General features: G+C 62.3%; 1 protein-coding gene. It reads right to left on the bottom strand.

The genetic code is table 11. The features are described from left to right. A partial coding sequence (locus AC0MA3_RS26795; protein ID WP_474658393.1) for a hypothetical protein occupies window positions 1–212 on the bottom strand: 212 nt, incomplete at its 3' end. Between the last annotated feature and the right edge of the window lie 19 nt (window positions 213–231).

Raw genomic sequence — 231 nt, 5'->3', positions numbered from 1 at the left:
ATTTCGCGCAGGCTCGTGCGTGCGTAGCCCAATTCGGCCAGGGTTTGCAGTGCGGCCTCGGCGAGTTGATCACGTCGCTCGGAGAATTTGTCGACCTGGCGACGCGACACCTTGTCTGCGTTGGACCGCTTGGCGGAGTCGGACTGCTGGCCCGGTGAGCTAGGTGCAGCCTTTTTCCCTGCCTCACTAGGCTTCTCGACTGTCGTGGTCACGATGGCACGTCCTGTTCCC

The organism is Paenibacillus sp. LS-5 (assembly GCF_056121505.1).
The sequence above is the reverse complement of the archived record's forward strand: the minus strand, read 5'-3'. Positions and strand labels throughout refer to the sequence as shown.